9 protein-coding genes are annotated in these 23,213 nt (G+C 58.1%); 7 read left to right on the top strand and 2 right to left on the bottom strand.

Features of this window, described 5'->3' with window-relative positions:
- Positions 1 to 115: 115 nt before the first annotated feature.
- From EXE48_RS12185 to EXE48_RS12165, 5 genes are all read left to right on the top strand, one after another.
- Positions 116 to 4,438: a TrbL/VirB6 family protein gene (locus tag EXE48_RS12185; protein ID WP_137711605.1), complete on the top strand. Its 4,323-nt coding sequence runs from the start codon at positions 116 to 118 to the stop codon at positions 4,436 to 4,438.
- Positions 4,439 to 4,585: 147 nt separating this feature from the next.
- Complete coding sequence (locus EXE48_RS12180; RefSeq protein WP_137711604.1) at positions 4,586 to 5,737, top strand: TraC-like domain-containing protein; 1,152 nt, start codon at positions 4,586 to 4,588, stop codon at positions 5,735 to 5,737.
- A gap of 106 nt (positions 5,738 to 5,843) precedes the next feature.
- Positions 5,844 to 8,276, top strand: a complete 2,433-nt coding sequence (locus tag EXE48_RS12175) for a VirB4 family type IV secretion system protein (protein ID WP_137711603.1) — start codon at positions 5,844 to 5,846, stop codon at positions 8,274 to 8,276.
- A gap of 17 nt (positions 8,277 to 8,293) precedes the next feature.
- Positions 8,294 to 9,070, top strand: a complete 777-nt coding sequence (locus EXE48_RS12170) for a PH domain-containing protein (RefSeq protein WP_137711602.1) — start codon at positions 8,294 to 8,296, stop codon at positions 9,068 to 9,070.
- Between the two features lie 507 nt (positions 9,071 to 9,577).
- Positions 9,578 to 19,414 (top strand): DUF8128 domain-containing protein, encoded by a 9,837-nt coding sequence (locus EXE48_RS12165; protein ID WP_241991984.1) that lies wholly within the window; start codon positions 9,578 to 9,580, stop codon positions 19,412 to 19,414.
- A 1,478-nt stretch (positions 19,415 to 20,892) separates the two neighbouring features.
- Here the strand turns inward: EXE48_RS12165 and EXE48_RS18450 are convergent.
- Positions 20,893 to 21,063 (bottom strand): hypothetical protein, encoded by a 171-nt coding sequence (locus EXE48_RS18450; RefSeq protein ID WP_158295124.1) that lies wholly within the window; start codon positions 21,061 to 21,063, stop codon positions 20,893 to 20,895.
- A gap of 524 nt (positions 21,064 to 21,587) precedes the next feature.
- Here EXE48_RS18450 and EXE48_RS12160 point away from each other — a divergent pair.
- Positions 21,588 to 21,791 carry a hypothetical protein gene (locus tag EXE48_RS12160; protein ID WP_137711601.1) on the top strand — a complete coding sequence of 68 codons (204 nt, stop codon included), beginning with the start codon at positions 21,588 to 21,590 and terminating at the stop codon, positions 21,789 to 21,791.
- A gap of 696 nt (positions 21,792 to 22,487) precedes the next feature.
- On the top strand, positions 22,488 to 22,910 hold the full coding sequence (locus tag EXE48_RS18445; RefSeq protein WP_158295123.1) for a hypothetical protein: 423 nt from the start codon (positions 22,488 to 22,490) through the stop codon (positions 22,908 to 22,910).
- Here EXE48_RS18445 and EXE48_RS12150 read toward each other — a convergent pair whose 3' ends face one another.
- Complete coding sequence (locus tag EXE48_RS12150; protein WP_137711600.1) at positions 22,911 to 23,210, bottom strand: hypothetical protein; 300 nt, start codon at positions 23,208 to 23,210, stop codon at positions 22,911 to 22,913.
- Positions 23,211 to 23,213: the final 3 nt, after the last annotated feature.

Genomic DNA, 23,213 nt, shown 5'->3' with positions numbered 1-23,213 from the left:
TTTTTCTCCACATAGTATTTATATTGGTGGGCGCTGATAGCCCAATTATCATAGGCACGTAACACGTGCTACCTTGAGGTCAGTCGCCTCACCCGCTAACCCGCAACAACACAAAATGTTGATCCGACTACTCAAAATTGGCGCCCTGTGGAATGAAAATTCTGCTGGGCTATCACGCATTGACCAGCTCAGAAAGGCTTCTGAGTACTCTCACTCAACCACTCGAGTACTGTTATATATCATCGTCATTTCTGGGGCCGTCGCAGCGCTCTTTCCGTCTATCGCCTTTGCCGACGACGATGACGACGATGATGATGACGATGATGGCAGTAACAACAGTGGCGATGACGAAGGCTACATCGAAAAGGCTCGAGAAGCAATAGCGGGAGCCCTACCGGATGCTGGTATCTCTGAGGCATTCGTCTCCGCAATGTCGTTTATTTTCGACGGGGTCGCCTACGCAATGGGATGGGTCATGATGTGGTTCTTCTACTATGTCGGTGTCTTTCTTGAAACGCCACTCCCACCGGAAGCTCCGGGAATCGCCGCAACGCCCGGTACTGGCATCGGGTCAAGCGCCTTCGGGACGTTCGGTGAGTTGAACACTCTCTTTTCTGAACTCGCGATATCACTTATTATCGCCTACGCAGCATGGTATATCGCTTCTATCGGCCTTGGGAGGTACTCTGCGTCAAGTAAGGGCCGGATTCTACTGATGTTCGGTGTGGCAATTGGTGTTATAGGGGCAAGCGCTGAGCTCATTGCGCTATTTTACGAGTTCCTCCACGCCCTGACTGAAGCAATCCTCCCGTCAACAAATGTTGGACAGGGAATCATGCAAGAATCACTCGCTGGTGTAACCGATATTGATGCTGATGGCAGTCTCGAGAATATGGCGAAGTCGATCGGGATAGGCGGCCTCACAAACGCTGCTATCATTCTTCTGTACCCGATGACAACCACTCTGTTTTCTCTTGTCGGTGGGTTTGTTCTCTTAGTTTTAGTTATGTTCCTGATTGTCAGGCTCATCGCCCTTTACGCCCTGTACGCAGCTGCCCCACTTGTACTCGTGATTTACACCCTCAAGCAAGGGCCTGCTAAACTACTTACTGGTCCCGCAGACCGGTTTATTAGTACAACTGTTTCGCTTGCTGTCGCCTCTATCCCTCTCGCTATTGCTCTCAGGATCGGTGTTGAACTCTCGATGGCAATGGCAGATACTCTGCCGTTCGGCGGCGGTTACCTCTTAGCGGTCGCTACTTTGTCTGCATCTACCTACTTCGCGTTGAAAACCACAGACACAACAAAATCTATCGCTGGCAAGCTCAAAACCGCAGGGCTGATCGCCGGTACGGTGGGTGCGGTCGCACTATCAGGTGGCGCTGCCGGAGCAGTCATGAGGGGCGCAGCATATCGTGGCTCTTCTGGCGCAATGGCAATGGGTGCGAGTGAAATCGGAACTAGTGCCAGTAAGAAGGTCAAAGAAAACGGACTCCCAAGCCCGTTCGGGCGGGTATTCGGAGATGATGAGACCGATCTTGATGACGCGGATAAGCCAGAAGCACTCCAAGACCTCGAAGACAAGAGCGATCTGGAACACGCTATCGACCAGACGGAGAACACCGCCGACGACGATGATGACGGATTTAATGCGTTCTCGCGCTCTCCTGCCGCAGAGCGAAAAAAGGACCTCACCCAGCAAGCACTTGAACAAGCGAATGAGAACGGCAACCTCGACGAGGTCACAAGCTATCTGTCTGAACAAGGTTACTTAGAGGAAGAATACGCCGAAGATCCCGACACGATCGCTGCGGATGAAGAAACAGAGGTGGGAGACGGCCCCGAGTCTGATAGCACTCCTGAATCGGCTAGTGATATTGGGCCTGACGACGGACGAGAGCTCGACACCGCCACAGACAGTCAGACTGCATGGAGTGCGACAGGCAGGAGCGGCACCGACTGGAGTACCGCCGCTGACTCGGTAGACAGCCAAATCGACCCCGACGAAGAGATGGGCGTCGTAGACGACCCACCACTCCCAGACGAGGCTCTTGACGGAGACGGCGGCTACTATATGAAGCTAGGAGATGCGGCTGAATCTCGGTCTGATTCCGAATTGGCTGAAACAATGCCTGACTCAGACTCCGTCGCAATCAGTGAGGACGAGGATGGAAACCTCATGTTCAACGTTCCTGATGGAGAGGCTGAAGACGTGAAGAGTCGGATTAGTCAGGCAACGAACGGGCGGGCAGATATCGAGGAAACAGAGGATGGCAACCTCAAGATGGATCCCGCTGACTATGAGGACTCTATCCACGGAGAACTCATGACTGGTCTAAACGGCCCAGAGAAAACGTTAGGGTTCGAAAATTCCGCCACGGAAGCTATCGCAGACGCACATACATCTGAGAGCGCCGGTACCGCAACACCAAACGGCAGGTTGCTGGACTCCGAGGCGCTTCAAGATCGCCATGACGTCGAAGAGGCACGCCGCCGCGCTGAGGCCGAAGGCAAAGAAGAATTGAGCAAGCGGCTTGCCAACCCCGGCGACCAGTTCCTACTCGAGACAGACGATATGCCCGCTAGTATCGCGGATGAAGTCACGCCTGACACAGCCGCAAAAAGTGATACTCTAGGTGGCTACCTTCTGGACACAAGCGAACTAGAGCAAGCTGCTCAAGGGCTCAACGACGCTGGTGCGACCATTTCACCCACAGACCAAGTTCAAAGACATCTCAGCGAACAGGGGATCAGCACCGGCAGCGCATCGCAGACTGTGGCCGCATCTGTGGGTTCGCTTGGTAGTATCGCACCAGCAGGTGAAGACAAGCGCCTAGATATTGTGGTTGGGGATGATGGAAAAGTCGATCAGATCAACCCCTCCGCCGATATTGATGCCAATAAGGCGCAACTCTCGCGACTCTCATACAGTCGCATGGACGACGCCGGCAACGAGGTTGTCGATACCCATGACGCGTCGACACTCGATCTCACACAAATCGACTCTGAAAAACGGGCACCAGTCAGGAAAGCATTAAACGGCCTTGACGGGGCAGAACCCATCTCGACCGGCTCAAACGGCGAGGCGTATGAGTACAAGGTGAAGACTGAGGGTAACACCACTTCGCAGGTGGCAAACCTCTTGAAAACCAACGGGATCGACTTCCAAGCCGACGAGTACACGGCAAGTAATATTGACCTCGAAGCAGCTGGACAGGCGACTACACTGGTCGATGTCCCCAGTACAGACGACGCCGTCGTCCAATTCCTCCCAACGGAGTCCGGCTCCGTGTACCCCACAAGCGCTACGGCTCCGCGTGGAGGAGTTGTGGACGCAGGCCTGAGCCCAGATACAGGAAGCGTCACTCTCGAAGGAACCGGTGTAGATACCGACGCGTTCCTTGATGTCGTCGAGCCAAACATAACCGACGAAGCCGCTGAAGCCATCGCAAATGGAGACCGTATGCCCGTCGTTGAGTTCATGCAACGCGACCTCGCACAAGACACGGTTAGACGGGCCGCCAACAAGACTGGCATTCAGATGGATCCATCTGATGCTCAGGCTCTCGGTCTTACACGGGAACAAACATCGAAAAGCCAGAGTTACCAAGTCGACCTCGGAGACATCACCGGAGAAACGTCTCCTGAAATCATCTCAATTGATGGTGGGGCAGGCGCCGAGCCGGAAGTCAATCTCCACTCATCTTCGGATACCATCTCGGACTACGATCTCGCTATCACGGAGTCGGACAACGCTGTCCGGCTGAATATGCCCAACTCGAAGTCCAGTAACGTCATGAAGGCGGTTGGCTCTGATCTGATATCTGGCGCCCCGCAGGAAGTCGGGGAAGACGTGACCGCCGCGGTCTTATCAGCAGACAACGTGGAGCAGAATCTTGAGCAAGTGATCACGCGTGCCCAGTCCGCAGGCCTCAATGTGAAAGCCACTCGCAGTGCGTTTGAAACTGCTGGAAAGAACCCGGCAACGATCCAATCGCAACTCAACATCAATGACGGTGAGCAAGTTCAGTTTGACTTTAGCCGAAGCAACAATCCGTCTGTCTCCACCGTGTCTCGCACAGAAGCAGCCAAGGCAGATGCTCGGGTGAGAACAATAGAAGGGACCGGCCCCACCGAGCCGACCGAAATGGAAATTGAACTTAGTGCCGCCGAACACGTTCAAGAACTTCGTTCAACGCTTGAGCAGCGTGTAGATGATGTCCGAGTTATTGACGATGACACACCGACGATCCGATCGCCAGCTGTCCCCGAAGAGGTGAAACGGGCTGTCAGAGACGCGGGCATTCAAACGACATTCGACCGCGAGTCCTTTGCCGAACTGAACAGTGTGTCTGAAGTTAGTCGAAAAGAATCGACGCACGACAAAGACCTCGCGGGATACCATGCTGACGGCTGGATGCTAGACCCCGACGAGTAACGACCCGCGCCGCACTGGTACTAACTTTTGCTCTATCCCGCCCGGTAGGTCGGACGAGCCGCCCGCAAACGAGCTCGAAAGGAGGAAACCAGCCACGGCTGCTTCTCCCGAACTATTTTGTTATCAGGACAGAGAGGAGATGATAGAATGAGCGGCCAGAGCCAGCGTCGAATACCGCAAGGAACAGAGAAAGCAGACAAATTAGTCGCCGGCAGGTCATTCCTCGACCTTGCTGTCTTCGCTGGGGTCCCGATGATGGCTGGTGGCGTGTTGATGTTCCTTGACGTGATCAACGCACTTGAGTACGTTATCGTAGTAGGAGCGATCCTCGGACTGGACTCCATTTTGTTCCGCCTCATCCCCGACAACGAATCCGTCACTCTCTGGGTTCGTGGAATGATACACCACTTTAAGACCCCGACAATATCGCACAATCAGATGAATAGTGACTCCATCCAAGCTGATGAGGATCTCGACTACGATCTCACCCTCCGCGCTGACGGCGCTGGCGAGGACGTTGAGTCTCGTTCTGATCTTGAGTCTGCGTGGTGGCAATCAGAAGCAAATGTAGTTGACCAAGTGGGAATCGAACAGGTCTATCCTAACGCTCCAATTGTCCTTCGTACTGACGGAAAACTCGTTGCGGCCGTCGAGGTCATCGGCCGTGACATCTCGCTCGCCGCTCGCGAAGAAACCCAGCGGCTCATCCGGCAGTACGGGTCCCACCTGAATAGCGTCGACTTCGACACGACGACCTACATTACCGACGACAAATTCGATCTTGAAGGCCACGTTCAGCACGCTCGCGATCGGCTCAACGACCAAGATATCCAGAGCCGGCCAATCCTCGCTGAACTCCAGATATCAAACATCCAGCGGCTGGAGAACAACCGCCAAGATATGGGCGTTCGCCAACGCCGCACGTTCGAGATTGTGACTGTTGACCCGAACGATCAACAGGAAGAGGAAGCAGATACCCCGTTCGACTTTATCGAGCCCGATTCCCCTGTTGGGCGACTACTTGGCATTCAAGACAAAGGGACAGGCGAAGAACAGCGCGCGTACGTCAGAGCCCAGAATGAACTAGAATCTCGTGTTGATTCACTAATGTCCGGACTCGGCGGCATCGAAGGGGTTCAGGCCGTCCGGGCCGACACAGACCTCCTCGTCGACATCATCAGCAATCACTACGAGCAAGGCCACATCACTGAGACGAACTGGGAGCCGCAAACCAACCCACTACTGGAAGCAGGGAACGGGACGAACACTCCCGCTCCCGGAGACCTCTTCGAAAAATAAGGGCGTATGGTGGCCGTGAGTCCCGCGAGGACTTATGTGGTTACAGAGAAGAGAAATCCGTAGATATCAGGCAGTCTGAGCGACAGACCGTACTCCACTCACACAAATGCTAGACAACATCCGATCAAAGCTCCCGCTTGGTGATTCGAGCAGTGGTAACGACGCCGACAAGCAAATCGACTCGAACGAAGTCGAGACGCCGCAGAATAACAACGTTCGAGGTGCGACTCCCGGACCAATTCGCTGGTACCCTTCCTTTGGGTACTCGGAAGACACAGACACGTACTTCAGGACATACGTCGTCAGCTCATGGCCATCCAATGCCTCAGAACATATGTTCTGGGACCTACTCACCGATACTAGCCTCCAATATGATATGTCGATCCACTTCGACCGGCATGACCCCCTGTCGGCAGTTTCGGACTTGAATGAACTCTCCGACAGACTCGAAGACAAGGCAGAGGGTGCGCTCAGTCACTTCACACTGAATCCTGAATCGGTGAAGCGGACTTCGCAGGTAGTGACACACATGAAGGAGTCCATTGAGCAGTCTGGAGAAAACTTGTTCAGTGTCACTGCTCACGTCACCCTCTACGCCGATAGCAAAGACGAGCTCCGGAAGCACCACAACGAACTCGAAGACAAACTCCAACTCAGCGCAGGCGTCCACCTAGACACGACGACCTACGAGCAAGACATCGGCCTCCGTGGTAGCGGCCCGCTCGGATACAACGAGTACTACGAGCGTCACGGAGACGACGTGAGCCAACTCATGACCGGCAGTGTCGCAAGTGCGATGTTCCCGTACGTCTCTGACACCGTCTTCGAGGAAGGTGGCGTCGACGTGGGGATCAACCTCGCGAGCAACACGCCCACGATCATCGACCCATATAACCGGGCCACGGGATACCACATGCTCCGGCTGGGACGGACAGGGAGTGGGAAAACATTCGGAGCCTCTCAGTTCCTTCTCCGACTCGCTCAGTCTATCCCGAACATCAACATGACAATCATCGACCCGATGGGCGACTTCGTCGGGGTCAACCACGCGCTCGCGGGCGACCGAATCCTGATCGACGGTAACGAGAACATCAACCCACTCGAAATCAAGCCAACACCTAAACACGTCCTCGAACGGGCAGAAGGGAAGATGAGCCCGTTCAATATGAAACTCCGCGACGTCGAGTGGTTCTTCTCCCGGTTCTTCTCGATGAACGATGACCCGCTTGACGCGCAGCACCGCGCCGTTCTGTCTATGGCGGTCAAAGAGGCGTACGCCGATGCCGGAATCACACACGACGTCGAGACGCACTCCCGTGATTCACCCACCGTCACAGACGTGAGGCAGATCCTCGCGGAAATGAATCAGAACCCGGCTGAGTATGCTGACCCCCAGACCGACGATATGGTCAACAAGATCCGCGACGCCTCGGGGGACTTGACTCTCGAGCTCCAGCCGTTCAAAGAAGGCAACCGACTTGACAACCTAGCAAAGCCGACCTCGATTGATTTCGGGAACAACCCAGTCACATACATCGACATGACCGCCGTGTCTGCGCGGAGCGGCACGCTGGGTCTGATGATGCAACTTCTCTTCAGTCTCGTCTATCAGGAGGCTCAGCAGGTTGAGGGACCGTACATGATGGCCATCGACGAGGCCCACAAGGTCCTTCGCAACACTGACTCCGTAGAGTTTCTGGAAGAAGTGTTCCGCCACGGTCGCCACTTCGACCTCGGGATACAGCTCATCAGCCAGACGTTCGAGGAGTTCTTCGTTAACGAGAGCGCAAAGACCATCGCTCGGCAGTGCTCGATGGTCCAGCTTCATCAAATGGAACGGATCGACAAAGACATCGCCCAATCCGCTATGGGGCTCAACCCCAAGCAGATTGAATACATTCAGGATCTTCAGCCGGGAGACGGCGACAAGAACTACAGTGACGCCCTTCTCCAAATCTCCGACAAAGGAACCATCCCCCTACGCGTCACAGCAACCCAAGACGAAATTGCGGTCATTGACTATGACCCGGCAGACAGCTGGCGCAACATGACCGAACCTCGGAGCCAGACTATCAAGCAAGCGCTTGACCGTCGCAACGAGTACGATTCACCGATCGTCAACCCCAGCAAAAACGAACTATCTGACGCCGTCATGAACGAGGTAGTGGAAAAGCAGCGTCGCATCCAAGGTATCCTCCAAGCGAAGGGCATTGATGCCGTCGACTTCCTTACCATCCCCGAGCGCGCAGAGCTCGGCCTCCCAGTCAACGGGCAGATCACTCGGATGTCTGACTCAGACGTGGACGCCGATTCGAGCAATGAGTCCGACCCAACACCCAGTGAAGATGAAATTGAGAGCGCACCTTCTATCGCGGAGTTAGAGTCGATGGCAACCCCCACAAACGCGAGGGACGGATTCGCTGAACCTACTACGGACGACGGCGTGGGAACCGATGATGCTAACCTGAGTAAACAGGCAGAGGTCTCCGACGATGATCAAACGGACTCGGCGGAGCAAGCGCAGGAATCCGACGACTGACACCAACTAGAAATCACATGGAAGACTCAAAAAACGACACTGTGGCATCCGACGATGGAAAGAAAGCAGATACAGCGAACGCTGAGCAACTAGGCTCAGTAATAGAGCAAAGTACACCCAACACCGACGCATCTTCCGAACAGCCTACACTGGGCCCAGACCAACCCACTACAACTACTGAGGATAATGCCGCTTTCGCATCACCGGAAGAATCTGAGCCACCGGATGATGTCGATGTTGGGAATACGAGTTGGTTCTGGCCCTCAGACCTAGCGGATGAGGACGAGATTGTTGAGGCAACCAACCCTCACATCCTCCGCTCAGTTGCCCCGTTCTCAGCCGGCGCGATGTTCCTGATTTTCGCACTCTACCTGTTTGTACTAGAGCTCACCGGCCGTAGCGACGGGTTCGTTAACGGGTTCGTTCCTATTGTTGAGGTGAATGCTCCGGGCTGGTTCATTCTCATCCCAGTACTGTCTACTCTGATCGGAATCGGCCTCATCGCCTCTGAATACATCCGCCGCCGTCTCACGTGGTTCATCGTCGCAGAAGACGCCATCTACATCCGTCGGAACATTTTGTTCCGGAATGTAAGCGACTTCACAGACAGCGATATCACCAAGATCGAACAGAGTGATCCGTGGCCCCTCTCCCGAGTAGGAGTCGGGCACATCTTGATCTACACCGCGTCAACAGACGAATGGGAAGCTCGAATGGAATACGCTCCCAATACATCAGAAATTCGGAAGGCCATCCGAGAAAGCACCGATATTAACGCTGATGCCGACGACTAGCCTCCTCCTACACACTGAGGCTGTCCTTCAACAAGGGATGGGTGTTTTTGATGAGCAAGTTAGTATTGAGTACGCTCACTCTCTGCTCACTAGCCTTAACGCGACTCTACTCCAGTCGGGCACAGACTGTATTCTCCCCGCCCTCGGATTTACTGACACCCTCATCTACCTCTTTGTCTTCGTGTCACCATTTCTGAGTGTCACATTTTTCGGACTGACTTACGTTTCTGATTATGTAATGGCCCATCGGCGGTTCTGTCGCTATCTGCTAGTGGTTTCTAGTGCGCTTATTCGCGTTAGCATCGTTCTAGCAATTGTCGGGGTATGTATGTACCTATTCGTGGGCTTTCTCGCACCTGACGGCTTCCAAGCCTGCTCTCAGTTTGGAGCATAATCCGTTTCCGCGAGTTTCTACATGATCAAAGCAGTCACCCAAACAAGTAAACCAGTACATTATGTACCCTGTCCCAAGTCGCACAACAAACGATACACAGCTGGACCCAACTCATGCAAAACCCACTTAACCGCATTCACGACCATACGCTCCCAGACTGGCTTAAGCACCTCCGGCATCTCCAACTCGGATCCAGAGAGCCGGACACACCACAGGTCACCGAAGAGTTTGTCGAGACGATCAACGACGCCGCAAACTCGTACGCAGGCAGCCTCAACCGAGTCCGTCCACACAAGAAGGAAGACGGACTAGCATACGCCGAAGAGCTCATCGCCGGGTTCCACAACGAGGGCGTCACTCACTCGGAACTTGCGCAACGATTCAACCTCGGAGAGCGACCGAAGAAGTTCTCTTTTGAGCTTGTCCTAACCGACGAGACTGTCAAATTCCATTTCGGCCTTCCAGACCGGATCCACCAACGCGAATTTCGCCAGCAAGTCTCTGGGCTGTATCCGAACGCCGAGATCAAGCCCGTCGACAGGCCGTTCCCCGAAATCGAACCGGGAATGTATCTGTCCGGCGGCAAGCTCGAACTCAACAAAGAGAAGTATCGACCACTCCGTGGAACGAGTGGTCCCGACGCGTTCGAGTCTGATCCGCTTCGCAGTGTCCTGAGCGAACTTGTCGGCTACTCGAACGAAGTCGCGATCGTCCAGTTTGTCTTCACCCCTGCGAGTCGAAACTGGACCGACGGGCTCAAACTCCACGAGTGGAGCGCAGACCAGATCAACGACAGCCTCACCTACGGCCGGAACAATGGTAGCTATCTTAACCCACGGTTGGACGATCCGTCAGCAAAGGACCTCCGAGCTGCTGAAGCCGTCCTGAATCAGGAAGGTAAGCAAGCGTACTATCTTAACACCCGCTTTCTGGTTTTCGCCTCGTCGCCAGACATCGCGAAACACCACGCCCACGGGATCGCGAACGTCTACTCAACGCAGTACCACAGCGACGAGACAGGGCAGGCGTTCATCCCACTCGCGTTCAAGGAACGGGGCGTCAAGGAACTCGCCCGGCGGACTGCCGCCCGTGAGTTTTCCTACGACCAGACCGCGCTAAACGTTGAAGAACTCGCAGGGGTAGTTCACCTCCCGGGAGAGGAAGTCGACCAGACGAACATCGACTGGACGCGCAAAGGCGTCGGCAACCGGCCTCCCGCACAAGCAAATCGGACAACAATGCCACCAGACATGCGGGTGAACCGTGACCTGTCCGAACTCGGTGGCGAGGCGTCTGCGATGGCGTCCCTCTCTGGTGACCAAGTTGAAGAATCGGATACTGTCGGCCCCGACCCGACAGAGAAGGAAGACTCCGTGTTCATGAAGGGGCTCGGAACTGTTCTCCGATTCTTCTTCGATGACCAGACAGAGGCCACCGATACGGAGCCCGACACACCCACCGCGACCGTTGACGTCGACTCGACGCCTGAGAAGCAAGAAGCGTTCAACGAGCTATATCGCCAGTTCATCTACGGCGAACTCACCCGTGAACAGATCAAAAGCCAATACAACGACCACGTCGCGGACAACCTCGTCCGGAAGTTCCAGAACCGGCGGGCCGAGGAACTCGGGGTCGATCTTGAAGAGCTCGATGAACGCAACGACGTGTTTGACGCCCCCGGTGCCCGAAAGACGCCCGAGTCAGACGAAGGGGAGGAGACACCAGCCACGGACCCCACAGACCACACCGAGTCTGAGAGAGGGACGAACGGCCCGAGCGACACACACCCGGAGGACGACGTCGAGGGCGTGGCCGACCTTCCCGCAAAGCCCGAAGAAGACCTCCCGCAAAAAACGGGCGACGAGACTGGCCCACCAAGCCCGTACACACGCGGTCGCGAGAACCCCGCCCACCACCAACACTACACCTACGATCAGTCGGATACTGATGTCCAGCTTCGCCGGGAGCCGGGACTCCAGCGCTACTTCCCGTTCGAGCTCACGGCGACCGCCAGCGGGAACGGCGCCGCCGAGGACGGCGACCTTTTTGCGGGCTTCGACGTGCGCGATCGCCTCGTCCACTCGCACACCCACCATCCAGACGAACCGATTTGGCTGGGCTACGACAGCAACCCGATGGACGGGATTCGGGAAATCGGGCTTGAGCCGTTCTCGTGGTTCCGTCACATGACGATCTTCGGGTCGACGGGGAAAGGCAAGTCAACCACCCTGAACATGATGATGAACCAGATCGCCCGGAAGGGCCACGGGTTCGTCTTTATCGACCCGAAGGGCGACACCGTCGACGACCTGATCACGCAGTTGCCCGACGAGCGGATGGACGACATCATCTGGGTTGAGCCGGGCAGCGAGACCTTCGAGAAAGTTGCGGGGATCAACTTCCTCGAACCCGGCGACTGTGAGACGGAGATCGAATTCGACCGCGAGGTTGAGTCCATCATCAACGACCTCCGGGCGGTCCTACGTGGCGGTGAGTACTGGGGGCCGAAGATGGAGGGGATCACCTCCAACATCGCTCGGGCGATGATTCGGTCGCGACGGAAGTTCACCCTCGTGGATATGTACTACGTACTGGCCGACAACGAGAGCCGTGCGAAGTTCTCGAACGTCGTCAGCCAAGAAGGGATGAGCTTCATCCACGAGTACACGACGAAAATCGCGGAGATGGACACCGAGGAAATCGACCCGGTTCTCCGCCGGATTCAAGACTGGGTCGAAGACCCCATCAGCCGGGGGATTGTGGCCCACCGGGATGGGACGATCAACCTCTCGCACGCCGTCGAAGAGGGGAAAATCATTCTCGTCCGGAACACGGTGCGGTCTGACGAGATCCGGAAGGTCGTCTCGACGGGGATTATGCGCCGCGTGTGGTCGACCATCCGGAAACGCGAGAAGATTGAGGAGGCCGACCGGGAGCCCTTCTTCGCGTTCATGGACGAGTTTGACGACATCGCCTCGGAGAACATGGCGCTTGACAAGATGCTCTCGAAAGCCCGTTCCGGGAAGATGGGCGTCGTCACCTGTCTCCAGAACCCCTCGCAGGTGCGGGAGATTGCGCCCCAGACGCTCAAGCAGATGTTCGGGAACACGGACACGCTGTTGAGCTTCGGTGTGACGGAAGTTGATGACGCCCGGATCATCGCCGAGCGGTTCGACGACGACGACATCGACTCGGGGACGATTCAGTCGCTGCCTGCCTACACCGCGTTGACGACAATCTCCACGATGGACGAAGACGGGCCGATGCGGTCGGACCCGCTTGCGCCCGACACCTTTGCGCCGTACCCCGCGCGGCGGACGCCGGCAGAAGCTGAAGCGATCATCGGGGAGAACCTCAAAGAGTACGGCGTCGACGCACTCGAGCAGAACCTCGATGAGTCGGAACACGCCTTGATGCACCTTGGGGGCGAACACGACCTGACGAAGTGCTTCCTTGAGGCGGTGTGGGCTGAACAGATCCGGCAGAACGCACTCGATACGCTGCCCGCGGCATACGAGACGCTTGAGCCCGCCCCGGCGTTGAATATCGACCCGCCGGAGATGGACGGCGACGACACACTCTCGGTGAGTGTCGAGGCCGCAAACGAGGGGTTCCACCGCCGGACGTCGACGGACTTCGAGGAGTTGCCTGACGGAATCCTCGTCGATGAAGAGTATGTTGAGCTGGCCGACCCCGAGGATGAAGAAGAGGAAACCAGCGTCCGGGGGACGGGCGGGACGCCGACAGGGCAGGTTCGGATCACCGACCCGGAGACGGAACTGTCGATCACGGACAAGGGGATCCGGTCGGTTCTTGAGCAGGCAGAAGACGAGTGGCGGCATCAAACAGAGAAGCACAACGAAGTGCTTCGACGGGCGTTCGTGATGCTTTCAGCGACCGGGATGGAAGTCTCGATCGTCCAGCAGGACAACAAACAACAGCTGCCTGACGCCGTTGCGTATCCGCCTATCGCCACGACAGTCGACACAAAGCGGGCCTCGCGTTTGCTTGAGAAGTTCAAGAAGGACTACCCGATTGCCGCAGACCTCTCTGATGGCGGGGTTATCGCGATTGAAGCAGAGACGTCGACGTACAAGAAGCCGGCCCACACACTCCAGAATCTCGCCCGTGCTGCTCGGAGTGGCCAGCGCGCGATGTTCCTGACGCCTGTTGCCGAATCAGCGGAAAGCGCAGAGCCAGCCGCTCGCGTCAACCACATCCTCACGAATCCGATGTTTATCCGTGGGCACCTTCGGATGCGCCCCAACGAGGACGCAGAAGACGCGGGCGACCTCTCGGAGCGCGACCCGATGCCGCTCTACTACAACAAGACGGACTTCCTTGAGTTGGGGACACCCACAGACGGCGAGCGGAAGCACGCGCTCATCAGGAAGGGCAAGCAAGCGGTGTGGGTCAACACCCACGACGACGAGATTCAGCTGTACGACGGCATGGCTGATGGCGCGAAGAAGGGCGCACTCCGGATGGACGAGGGCTTCGGATCAACGAACGCCTTCGACGTGTGGTGCCGGTACGACGACCACAACAACGAGTGGGTAGTCTACCCCGGCGGCGAAGTCCAACGCTACCCGACACTCGACGACCTTCGCGACGACTGGCAACTGGTTTACGAGCCGTTCGTCCCCGAGCGGGAGTTCGAAGAGATACCCACCGAGGATGACTGGGACATTGTTCAGACGCCGCTCCCTGACTTCCTCTCGCCGGCTGGTGGCGATGAAGATACAGATGCCAGCGACACGGAGTCCTCTCCTGAAGACACGCCAAACAGTGTCGACGAGGCGGAAAACACGCAGGCGGGTGAGACATACAACAACATCGAAGAAGTCCCTAAAGAAGCCGCACTCGACCAGCAGACATCTGAAGATGATGACGACACAGAGTTTGACTTAGAACGCGCTGGATTCACGCGCGAGGCCGTTCCGATTCCCGAACGGCTCATCACCAGCAAAATGCCGAGTCGCGATAGCGACGTGAGTGGGGTCGGCTCCAAGCCCGGAGCGAACACAACCCACGAAGCCCCACCAGAGGCCTTCGAATCAATGGTCCCTGACGCTCATATGCCCGTCTACCGGGATATGTCCGCCCTTGATGTCGAAGGCAACGGCCGCGACCCTGTCGGGATCCACGATGACGCAGCCTCGAGTGAGGGCGACACAGCGGCCACGGCCGACGGCGACACGCCTGACGAGGATCCGTCTCCCAGTGTCGAAACGACCGTGGATGAAGACGACCCGTTCGGCGCCGACAGTGACACGGACGGGCCGGTCGACATCCTCGAAGACGGAGACAATAGTAACGGCCCAATTAACGCCTTGACGTTCACCTACGACGCAGCAATGAAAAACCTGAGAACAAAGTACATCGCCAATAGCGACGAAATCGACGAGGACAGCTCGCCCGACGATATTGAGATCGACTCCGAAGCAGTCACTGACAAATTCGGCGCGAAAGACCCCACTGACGCTTCCTTCTGGCAGGACGTTTGGGACTCGGCGAACCTGAACGAGACGGAGGCCATCTTCCGGGACAACCTGCCCGGCGCACTCCGGTACGGGCCCGGTGTCCGTGGTCCGCAGGCCGCCGACGCGATTAAGATCGGGATTGCGACGAACAAACTCATGCCCGTCGGGGAGGATGCGCTCCGGTTGCCCGGGCCGCGTGACTCTCCGCAAGATTACCTCACCGACGAGGATATCGCGGAGATGCAACGTCGGGACAGCTGGGTGCCCGTGTGGGACGCCCTCGGAACGGACCACGACGAGAACATCGACGTCTCGATGGCGGTCATGACGCTCACGGTCGACCACGAGTTCAAGAATCCGATGGCACGGGCCGCGATCGGGGCGGGCGTCAACGCTGGCGTCATCGAGGAAGATGGAAAGCAACTCGCACTCGGTGAACGGACAGTCCCGACGTTCTGGGATGAGGTGCTGAACTCTGCGTCCAAGCAACCACATGACCCGTTCACACCGCAGGCCATGTCCATCGCACTCCGTGGGACGCATGACCTCTCCCAAGAGCAGGCCGAGACGACGGCTCAGGTCGCCCGTGAACACGGTTCGGTGTACCGCGACGACGAGACGGGCCAGATCAAGGTGAACACCCCACGCGACGAGAAGGGCCCGGAAATCGACGCCGCAGCGTTCGACCGGGATGCGTACCCCGTGGGTGGAGACGACTCGGACTCCGACGACAGTTCTGGCGACGACGACGACTCCGGCGGCGACGGTTCCGATGATACCGATGACGGCCCGGACGGTGGGGGAGAGACACCCGCCACGGACGACGGTGAAGATGCGTCCCCCACGCCTGCGGACGCGAACGGTGAGAGCGCCGAGCCAGACACGGCCAGCACACACGAGGAAGCCGCAACCGACACCGAGACGACCGACGCCCCGTCCGAGAGTCGGAATGGCTCAGGCGGTCGCACAGGCGCGCACAGCGAGGCCGGGAGTCAGGACGACGCAGACACCACAGCCGACGCCGAGATGGACGCCGGAAGCGACACCGACCCGGACGACGGCGAGACAGGGCCGCCCGCAGACGACGCAGCCGGCGCAGAGAGCGACGCCGACGAGACGCGCCGCGTGGGACAGACCGCACCCGGCGAGCCGCGTGCCGAGCCTAACAGCACGCTCGTCGACGCCGACCCAGAAGACCTCCGCTTGAGCCCCACGCCCGATCTGGGTGCGGTCCAAGCGTGTCTCGAAGAGGCGGCCCGCTTCTTCCACAGTCAGCTGGACACGACGATCGACAACAACGTCACGTGGAACGAGGAGCAGGCGTTCGAGGCGGGCTACCGCAAGCCCGAGACACCACGCGAGTACTTCACCGCACTTGACGAGCCCGACCCGGCGTACCCCGTCGAACAGGATCCCGACGCTGCCGACGCGATGCCGCCGAACGAGGACGCACAGACCGCCGGCATCCAGTCCACGGAAGACGCAGCCGAACGCATTGCCGAGCCCGAGGACTTCGCCGCCGACGAACAACCCTACCAGTATCTCGGCGCTGACCACCGGGGCTGGAGTGACGACCTCGTCGACGACAAGCAGCTCGGGTGGGCACCCGCCTTCGGCAAGGAGTTGTTCTTCCACCTCGAGGAGCAGGGCTTCAGCCACCACACGATGGTCGCGACGGGGCTGTTCACGAAGCCGAACGACGCCTACGGCGAGAACGAAGAGGGCGAGGAGTACGTCGATTACACCACGATAGACGATCCTGATGACCCCGACGACCTCTCGTGTCTCTTCCGGGCCCGGTACATCTTCCCGTACTACGACGAGGACGGCAAGGTCGCCTTCTTCATCGGGCGCCAGCCCGACTTCGATACGGAACACGGCACGCACCCCGACGACTTCACGAAGGGGAAGTACGCCAAGCTCGCGACGACCAAGAACTACACCATCGCCGACGAGCCCATCTACGGCCGCGAAACCATTGTCAAGGGCGAACCCCTCGCAATCACGGAAGGGATGGCCGACGCGATTACTGCTCACGCTCACGGGATTCCGTGCATCTCCCCGGTCACGAAGTCGTTCAAGATGAAGCACCGCGACGTACTCGCGGAGATAATCAAGCGCCGGGAGATCCCCGACGTGTACTTCCTTCAAGACTCTGACCCGCCAAAGCGGGTGGTACTGGCCGAAGAAGATCGCGACCACGACGAGCGTGAGTGTGAACGCGACATGAACCTCCGCGAGTTGTTCTGTACCGGCGAGTTCCCCGGCGACGAGATGTTTACCCGGAAGTTGGTTCTTGAAGCCGCTCGCGACGGGACGCTTCAAGAGAAGCTCGACGATCAGGACATTCGCGTCGCGCCGCCGACTGACGCCGACGTCGACGCAGACGAGAAAACGCCGGTCGCTGCGGAGGAAGTCCCGGTTCACCTGCTAGAGTCCGAAGGCGAATTCCACGGCAAAGGCCCGATATGCGAGGTCATCGAGATTCACCAGTACGGGCCCGGCGTGGATAGCGCCGTCAACATGGGGCGGGTACTCGACACCCACACGCCGTCGCCGGACGATACGTTCACGGGGACGGTCCAAGCGGCCGCCGAGGTGTATCGCGAAGAAGTCCTCGAGGGCGACGCCGACCCCAACGAGGATGATCACGAGCTCTGGGAGGAAGTCGCGACGCGGCTCGGTATGATCGACGTCGACACCGAGACAGACGAGACTGCTGAGAGCGCCGACGCGGACGGACAGACGGCGCTGACGCCCGACGAAGAGCTCGACCATACTGACTACGGCGGGACGAACGTGTGGCTCTTAGAGCTGCCGCAGTTTGGCGATGAGAAGCGTGACCTTGACGACTTCCTCCAAGAGGGTTGGCTCGCGCTCACGCCGCCGGCTGAGTGGGCGCTTCGACTGACGATGGGGAATGGCCCGACGACTACCGACGACGGGAGTGATGGACCGGCCACGGCCCCTGCGTGGATGCGGGCGCTCGCCGACCGGTCGAACCCAGTTGGCGAGTACCCAACCGGGATGGATCCGGCGTCGCTTGGCTACCCCACAGCCCACGACCTCCCCCAGACTGTCGGGGCGATCGACCGGACGGAAACGGGCGTGGATATGCCCGTTCGTGACCCCCACATCATCCCGGCTGATCCCGACGCTGACACGGGGGCGCTGACGGCCACTCACAGGTGGCCTGTTGGCGACGCGAGTACGCTTCGTGGCGAGGGTAATGTTCTCGATCCTGTGCCTGAACAAAACGCGGTGTATCCACCCCTCTCGCTGTTCGGTTTCATCCCGACTATCCACCCGTCACAACACCCCGCCGCGACGGGCAACATTGGGGGGCTGGTGAACGACGCCAGCACCGCAATGGACATCGACCCACAGGAGATCGAAGACCGGATCGAAGCGGGGGATTATCGCGAGCTCACTGGGAGCCACAACCCCCTCTGGAACCTCGACCTGCGCGACCTTGGACTCACGCCCGGATCCCGTGGGAAAAACCCCTTCGGTCACTTCGGTGAATCGGAGAACTACTTCGTCGTGATCGACGACGAAACTGCCTACTGCCACAAGCGGGAGGCACTCTATAACTTCCAACACTTTGCCCTCTGTGACATGGGCAAGCGCGACCCGAAGGATTCCGCGAGTGGTCAGAATCTCGATGATTTAGAGTACCTCCATCTGTGGACCTACGCCCGCCAGAACAACCTCGTTCCAGAGCACACGCCTATCCCGCTGAAGGGGCTTGTGGGATACGCGATCGAGCATGATTATTGCGAGCCTGAGGACCTCGAACAATTCGGCGGGGATAGCGATGATTCCGACAGTGATTCAGACGAACAGAATGCTGACTCGCCGGGCAGGAACAAAGCTGGGAAGCGCAACCTCAAGCTCCCGGATGATGTGTACTTCCCAGTTCTCAAAGATATTGAGGACACGACAGGATACACGCCCGCACGCCTCGCGGACAGTAGTGGATCCGGGAGTGACTCGGGCGAGGATACGAGTAGTTCGACGACGCCCTCGGTCGACACAGAAGACGTTGCGTTCGACAGCATCCATCGCAAGTATGGTCAGCCGCTCATCGGGGACGACATGCCCGACCCACTGAAGCAGTTCCTCCGTCGCTACACCAACACGGAAGACGAGACGATCACGACCGACACCGACGAGACGGTGTTCGTTCCGAAGGCCGAACTCCGCGATGCGTTCAATTCGTGGGCGCAAATCTGCCTTCGGCACATCCGTAACAGTACTGATACGTCGGTGGATGACGTGGCGATCCAAGAGTACGCGTCGGGTGCGTTCACCGCGCCGCTAAAAGCGCAAGTCGATGTCGAACTGAAGGAAGGTCGGCCGCGCTTTGAGAACAAGCCACGGAAGACAGTCTGGTTCGGAATCGAACTGACTGAAGAAGGTGAAACACTCGCAAACCTCGAGGGGAAATTCAATAAGACCGACTAACGCAGGATCGGTCTTCTAGCGGAATTTTTGATAGCTGTCTCTCTATGTCTCTCCAAACTATATGGATTCAGATAAGAACGTACGCAGTGATTTCTCCCACGTGCTATATCTAATCGACGGTCTGTTGGTAGACGAACAGCGAGCAGCACCCCCATTGCCATCGACTCTCCTATCGTCCTTGCGTAGTCGTCCGCAGGACCCATCCACTCCATTCTGAATCCAGTGCTATCTGTAAACCCGATCTCCGTTACATCGCCACGGATTTTGACTTCTATACACACTGAATACCCCCCTTGACCACAATCCAAAACCGCAAGACGTGACGGGTGGTCAGGGGGGTAGGCTCCATGTAGATATCTTCACCAAACCCGACGAAAAATAGTTCGATCTGCGCCGCCGCCCTCTCACCAATAATTACAGGCATCTTTGTTAGAAATATGGGATTCTGAGAATACCTGAAAATAATAGGACGTAGTGGGTGGTCAGGGGGTCTCAGTGTTTGGCAAACTACCCCCTTGACCACAATCTGAAATCGCAAGACGTGACGGGTGGTCAGGGGGTATTAGCTGACCCTATCATGAGTTTATTACGCTCAAAAGCATAATGATCTGGATAGATCCAAGGCTAAACGTGAAAATAACTAGACGGGGGGCTATTTTGGGTCAGATCTGCCCTGCTGTAGCCACCCCCCTTGACCACACTCCAAAACCGCAAGACGTGACGGGTGGTCAGGGGGTCACCACACCAAAATCACTGCTCAATCAAATATGACTCGCTCGCATACCTGAGCGTGTTCTAAAAAGCCGTTTCAGCCAATTTCTGAGACCGACTTATTTTCACCCTCTCAGAACACCCCCAATTTGAGCCGCTGCGTGTTGAAAAGGTACGATATACCCCCTCTGGGTGGGGGTGTTCAGGCCAGAAGGCCAAGAGTAAGATGCCTGATACAGCAGGCAACCGGGATCACCCCAGCAGTCCCCTGAAGGGGACATGAAGAGACAGGGTCTCAAACAGAAGCACCACCAGCTGGTTGACCACCGAGATCGAGACTGACCGCAGAAGGCAGTCGGCCAGCAAGACGGGGCCACCACTACACGGCGGTCGGCACTGCCACCGCCTCATCGACACACTCTGTTTCACAAATCCTCTCAGAATCTCGAAATAGTCTCAGCACACCTCCCCACGGGTCAGGTGGACCCCAGACGCAACACGACTCGTCGTCTCGACGACCACGATCGTCTCGGTAGACTTCCCATCTCCTGACGGTCGATGACCACCACCGGGACAGTCCCCTTGGGGACCAGTCGACTGTCGTCGACCTACTCCTCGATCCACAGACGAGAGACTCCCTCAACACATCGGCTGTCGACCAGTCTCTCACCGCCGAGTCGTGGCTGTGGTGACTGTTTCAGGAACTTGATGAGTCAGTCGGTGACGAGTCAACCGCAGACGCCGACCGGCTGTCACCATCGCCACGGTCACACGCCGTGTGGAACGGCTTCGACCCCGGCGGAATTCTCACCTCCGACGTCGGCGACCGACTTCGCTGATCCCCTCGTCCGGGTGGGCATGTCGATGCGACTCGACTCGTCGATCTCGACTCCCGGCGTCTCCTGACCGAGGGTCACAACGTGGTCACCAGTCGGCATCGACACCGCCTCTCCTCAAGGCCACAGACGCGGCGACCAGTCGCCGCTTTGGACCCCGCATTCGCTTGGCCCGTGTCGACGATCAGGATCCACAGCGAGACAGACCCCTCAGTATTCTGATGATGACGCTGTCGGCCGTCACCAGCGACGGATCGCCACCACCACAGACACGGCAGGTGACCGCTTCGAGCCTGACAGCCGGCGGGGACCGAACGGTGTCGGGTCCATCCCACCAACAGTGGTTGCGACCGACACGCTTCAGGGACAGCTGGTCACTGTTCTGCTGGGTGGGTTGCCCCCACCTCGACGACTCCCTCTTGGCGGGAGTCCTCGCCAGTATCCCCACCGAAAATCTCTCAGCAATCTGGTATACAGGATGGCGTCCACGAGCCACCCACCTCCGGTGGGGCCTCGTTCTGTCTCAACACGGTGAGACGACACCGTCTCAATCCGGACGGAGTGGCGGCAGGCCCCAACCCAGTGATAGCATTATTATGGCCGGGCCAGCGGTGAGGTTTCCCAAGATGAACACGCTTCTCGCACTCGTCGTTTTCACCGCGTCGTTCGGCACCGCAATCGCCCTGCTCGTCGGCATCGTCTTCGCCGCTCTGTTGTCGATGAACGCCCGGAGTGGATCGGAGGGTTGTGACTTCTGTTCGAGTGAGTCGGCCGCCCGTCTTGGTGGTGGTGACGTGGCGTGTAGTGACTGCAAACGCCGGGTCCTCTGACCGGCTTCTCAGCGGGGGTCGAGACCCCCTCTCTATGGCCCGGTGACTGGTGGGTTTGTTGCGGCAGATGACGGAACCGCAACCAGCCGGTAGTGGAGACGGTCGATCAGTCGGGTTTGTTCGGGGTCGATCTCGGGGGGTTACCAGTGGGGGAAACTCTCTGTGACTCCCCACTCGTGGTGGCCCCCATGGGACGGCTGGTTGTGACGTTAGCAGCAACTACTAACCCACCGTTCAGCACGGTGGCGAAGACACCGGCTACGGCCGAGTCCTGACCTCGCTTCAGCTGGTGACATTATCTCCCCCAGCCGGAGACGAGGGTTTCCCCCGAGGGGGTGACCCGACCGACAACCATGACGACGAACACCGACTCCGACGACAGCCGTACCGCGTGTTGTGACAATCCTGCGATCGCCAAGGTCCCGACCAGCCGGTTCAACGTCCCCGGCTCGTCGGGCAGGCAGACGTCCATAGAGTGTGCCAACTGCGGCACCATCCACGACTAACGTTCTCCCAGCCTGTTGCCTCTTTTTTTGCGCTACTCACCACTACCACAACTCGCCCGTAGTACAGATCACAACAAAACACCGAGATACTCGAATCCCCGGCTGACACTCTCCTGCGACCAGCAAGAAACATTATCGCCTTCATCCGGAGACGAGGGTTTCCCCCGAGGGGGTGACCCGACCGACCACTATGACCGAAACACTTCGCGGTTCGACGCCTCAGTCCGAGTTCATCCTGACGACTACTCTTGACGACGAGATCGAGTGTGCCTGTGAGGGCTGTCACGACGACGTCGACGACCAGCTGAAACTCCTCCTCGGCTGCGACGCCCGTGGGATGGTCGCTGACTACGGGACGGTCGGCTTCTGTTCGCTTGAGTGTACCCGCCAGTTCGTCTCGGCGGGCCCGTACCAGTCGCTCGAGGAAGACCTGATCGTCTACACCCAGCAGCCGGTCGTCGCGACCGTCGTCCACAACGGCGAGGTCATTGAGGCCACACTCGGGTTCGACGTCAAGGAGGCTATCGAGGCGGCCGCCGAGATCGTGGCCGACCTCGTCGACGACGTGGAGCTCTCGCCTGACGACTTCACCGTTGAGACCGAGGCACTCTGATCATGAACAGCACCGACGCCGGTCGGCAGTCTCGATCTCCCGTGTCCCGACTGCGACACACAGCTTGAGGTCACCGCGGACGAACAGCGGGCTCCCGACTACGAAGTGGACTGCCCCGACTGCGGCTTCGGGGATGTCTACGTCGCTGGGTGAGGATATCCAGCCGGCCGGCCTCTTTTTTTGCGCTCGGGCGATAGCCACCTCCGGGACGAGTCGGCCGACGCAGGGCAACATTGTTTGCCCTCGTCCGGAGACGAGGGTTTCGCCCCCGAAGGGGACGGAGACCTCGGAGACGCCCACGAA

It is taken from the genome of Halorubrum sp. ASP1 (assembly GCF_005435135.1).
GTDB lineage: Archaea > Halobacteriota > Halobacteria > Halobacteriales > Haloferacaceae > Halorubrum > Halorubrum tropicale.
Note: the sequence above shows the minus strand (reverse complement) of the source record. Positions and strands in the feature narration are given on the sequence as shown.